Origin of the sequence: Sphingopyxis sp. (assembly GCF_036402335.1) — a bacterium.
Lineage (GTDB): Bacteria > Pseudomonadota > Alphaproteobacteria > Sphingomonadales > Sphingomonadaceae > Sphingopyxis.
Genome location: NZ_DASWTD010000298.1, coordinates 1 through 3,775 on the forward strand (window position 1 = coordinate 1; position 3,775 = coordinate 3,775).

Annotated in this window: 4 protein-coding genes; 1 reads left to right on the plus strand and 3 read right to left on the minus strand. The window is 66.6% G+C overall.

Features of this window, described 5'->3' with window-relative positions; all coding sequences use genetic code 11:
* The 3 genes from VGD20_RS09255 to VGD20_RS09265 form a co-directional block, all read right to left on the minus strand.
* Nucleotides 1-442 (minus strand): MFS transporter (locus VGD20_RS09255; RefSeq protein ID WP_331134162.1); only part of this gene is annotated, 442 nt, incomplete at its 3' end.
* Between the two features lie 17 nt (nt 443-459).
* The gene (locus tag VGD20_RS09260) at nt 460-1,611 is read right to left on the minus strand and encodes an HlyD family efflux transporter periplasmic adaptor subunit (protein ID WP_414714562.1); all 1,152 of its coding nucleotides are present in this window, start codon (nt 1,609-1,611) and stop codon (nt 460-462) included.
* Nucleotides 1,611-3,038 carry an efflux transporter outer membrane subunit gene (locus VGD20_RS09265; protein ID WP_331134164.1) on the minus strand — a complete coding sequence of 476 codons (1,428 nt, stop codon included), beginning with the start codon at nt 3,036-3,038 and terminating at the stop codon, nt 1,611-1,613. Before VGD20_RS09265 ends, VGD20_RS09260 begins: the two co-directional genes overlap by 1 nt.
* A gap of 65 nt (nt 3,039-3,103) precedes the next feature.
* Between VGD20_RS09265 and VGD20_RS09270 the strand changes: the two genes are divergently transcribed.
* A complete protein-coding gene (locus VGD20_RS09270; RefSeq protein WP_331134165.1) occupies nt 3,104-3,742 on the plus strand; it encodes a TetR/AcrR family transcriptional regulator in 639 nt (212 codons plus the stop codon).
* Nucleotides 3,743-3,775 lie beyond the last annotated feature (33 nt).

Here is a 3,775-nt window from a genome sequence, read left to right on the forward strand (position 1 = left end):
TTTCCTTCGGGAAAATGCGCAACAGCAAAATCTGCGACAACGGCATCAACGGACCGCCCGCGAGCCCCTGTAGCACCCGGAAAAGCACCAGCGCATCGAGCGTACGCGACACGCCGCAGAGAAAAGAGAAGATACCGAAGCCGATGATCGAGATCATGAACCAGCGCACGGTGCCAAAGCGCATCGCGAGCCAGCCGGTCAGCGGTACGCTGATTGCGTCAGCGACCGCATAGCTGGTGATCACCCATGTTCCCTGCGTCGGCGACACGGCGAGGCCCCCGGCGATGTGCGGAACCGACACATTGGCAATCGTGGTGTCGAGCACCACAACGAAATTGGCGAGAGCGAGCGCAAAGGCGGCGACAATCAACCGCACCCCGGTGAGCGGTTGCGGCTCGGCCGGGACGCTGGCGGACAAGGCAGGAGCAGCGGCGCTGGCCATTTTCCGTCTCCTGCGCCTCAGTTACCGCGCGTGTCGATCGTGGCTTCCATCGAGAGGCCGACGCGCAGCGGATGCGCCTTCAACTCCTTGGGATCAAGCGCGATGCGCACCGGCAGACGCTGGACGACCTTCACCCAGTTGCCCGTCGCATTCTGCGCGGGGATCAACGAGAAGGCCGCACCGGTCCCGCCCGCGATGCCGACGACCTTGCCGCGATAGACGATGTCGCCGCCATAATAGTCGGACACCAGTTCGACCGGCTGCCCGATGCGGATGTCCTTGAACTGGCTTTCCTTGAAATTCGCGTCGACATAGGCGGTCGCGATCGGAACAAGCACCATGATCGGCGCGCCAGCGGCGATCCGCTGGCCGACCTGCACCTGGCGGTTGGTAACGATGCCGTCGACGGGCGCACGCAGCACGGTGCGCGCCAGGTCCAGCCTGGCCTTTTCGAGCCGGGCCTCGGCCGCCGCAACATCGGGCGCGGTGTTGATCGTTGTACCGCGCACCACGGCTTCGGCAGCACCGAGATCGCCGCTCGCCGAGCCGCGCGTCGCCTCGGCCGAGGTGATGCCAGCGGCGGCGAGGTCACGCGCTGCCGATGCCGAAGCCAGCGCCGCCCGCGCCGCGGTCAATTCTTCACCCGACACCGCACCGGTGCCGGCGATGCTTTCGCGTCGCGCCAGTTCGGCGCGCGCGCGGTCGACCGTTGCATTGGCGTCGCGCAGGCGTGCCCGCGCCTGCGCGATATCGGCGCCGCGCGCCGCGACGCGCGCGCGCGCCGCGCCGGCATTGGCGTCGGCCTGCCCGTAACGCTGGCGTGCAAGCCGCACCGCCGCTTCGGCATCGGCGACCGCAATCCGCTGATCGGCATCGTCGAGGATGACGAGGATATCGCCTTTTTTTACCGCCTGCGTCCCGCTGACGCGCACTTCCTTGACCGGGCCCGAAACGAGAGCGGTGACCTGCGCCGAATCGGCGCCGACATAGGCGTTGTCGGTGTGGACGCGCCCCGCCTGCGTCAGGAAATACCAGAGACCCCACAGGATTGCGACCGTCACAACGACGATGGCCAGGATGCGGAGCAGCTTCTTGCGTTTGGCTCCGTTGTTTTCCGCTTCTGCCATTTCGGGAGCGTTGGTTTCGGCTGCAGCCGTTTCGTCGGCCATCATTCGTCTCCTGTTGGATTGGCGGCCCGGTAACCGCCGCCAAGCGCGCGGATCAGGGCGATATCGAGAGAAAGCTGTCGCGCTTCGAGGTCGGCGACGGTGCGGCTGAGCGCGACCATGCTGTCCTCGGCGGTGAGCTGGACGATCTGGTTCGAGAGGCCCGCGCGATAGCGCAGCCCGGCGAGCTTCGACGCCTCGGCCGCGGCGGTCAACGCCTCGCGCCGGCCCGCAAGCTGGCGTGTCGTCGCGGCGCGGCTCGCGACAATATCGGCAACGTCTCGCAGCGCGCCGATCAGCGTGCGATCATAGGTCGCGACCGCCACATCATAGTCAGCGCGCGAACCGCGATAGCGGCCCTGCAGCCGTCCGCCCTCGAAAACCGGCAGGCTGATCGCCGCGCCGCCATTGCCATATTCGGACCCCGATTTGAAAAGATTGGAGAGGCCGAGCGACTGGAGCCCGACAAGCGCCGACAGGCTGATGTTCGGATAGAAATCGGCGCGCGCGGCGTCGATGCGCTTTGCAGCGGCTTCGGACCGCAGGCGTGCGGCGACGATGTCGGGGCGGCGACCGATCAGGTCGATCCCGGCGTTCGCCGGCAAGCCCAGCGACGGCCGCGCCATCTGCGGCCGCTCGATCGACAGACCGCGATCGGGGCCGGCGCCGATCAGCGCGGCGAGCCGGTTGCGGGTCGTCGCGATCACCTCCTCGAGCGCGACGACATCGGCGCGCGCCGAGGCGGCGCGGCTTTCCGCCTGTCGCTGGCTCGCCTGATTCTCGATACCCGCACGCGCGCGTTCGCCCGACAGGTTCGCGCTCGCGGTGCGGACCCGCACCGTCTCGTTCGCGACGTCGAGCGCGTGATAATAGCCCGCCAGATCGGCATAGGCCGATGCGATCCCCGTCGTGAGCATCAGTCGTGCCTGCGCTTCGTCGACGCGGGCGGCCTCCGCCTCGGAGGTCGCGGCGGCAAGCGCGGCGCGATTCTTGCCCCACAGGTCGAGGTCGAAGCTGAAGGTAGCGGCGATATGGCCGGTATCCTGAATGCCGTCGGGAACGAAGTCGGGCGGAATGCCCATATTCTTGCTCTGCTGGACCCCGCCCGCGCTACCCTCGACGCCGACGCGAGGCAGCAAGGCAGCGCCGGCCTGCTCTGCCATCGCCTCGGCCGCGCGAATGCGCGCCGCGGCGATCGCAACATCGGGTGAATCCTTCAGTCCCTCGGCAATCAGCGCGTCGAGCTGCACGTCACCCAGGCTATGCCACCAGCCTTCGGCCGGCCACTCTCCCTGTGCGCCAGCCAGAGACGCCTGCGACTCAAGCGCCTCGACGGCAACAGGCGCCGGCCTCGGTCCAAGATCAGGAACGGTCGCGCAGCCCGCGAGCAGGCTGAAAACAGCGGAGGAGAGAAAAATGGATCGGGGCATGGCTTCCAACGATACTAGCTGGTATCATGCGCCATTGGACCTCGGAGGATGTGTTGTCAATTGAAATGATACCAGCTGGTACGGCAGATGCGGACGATGCCGCGGCGATGCGCCGCAAGGCGTTTGTCGATGCCGCGCGCGAGCTGTTCTTCGCGAACGGCTATGCGGGGACGACGATGTCGTCGATCGCGAGCAAGGTCGGCGGGTCGAAGACGACGCTCTGGACCTATTTCCCGTCGAAGGAGGATCTGTTCGCCGCCGTTGTCGACGGCATCGTCGAGCAATATGGCGACGCGCTGACGATCGAACTGCCGCTCGACCAGCCGGTACCCGATGTGCTGCGCCGGTTCGGCATGGTGTTGATGACGAAACTGACCGCGGCGCCGTTGCTGTCGCTCTATCGGCTCGTCGTCGGCGAAGCCGATCGCTTCCCGCATCTCGCCGAGACCTTCTATGACCGTGGCCCGCGCCGCGGCAAGGCGCGCGCGGCAGCGTGGGTCACCGAAAAGATGGTGCGCGGCGAAATCCGGATGGGCGATCCGATGCGCGCGGTGCAGCAATTCGCCGGCCTGTGCCAATCGGGCCTCTATCAGTTCGCGATTCTCAATCTTCCCGAAAGTCGCGATCTTGGCCGCCTGCAGGACGAAGTCGACGCTGCGGTCGACTCCTTCTATCGAGCATGGGGTCCGGAAGCCGCAGCATAGCCCGTTCGAGGAGGATTTGCCCATGCGTTTCAT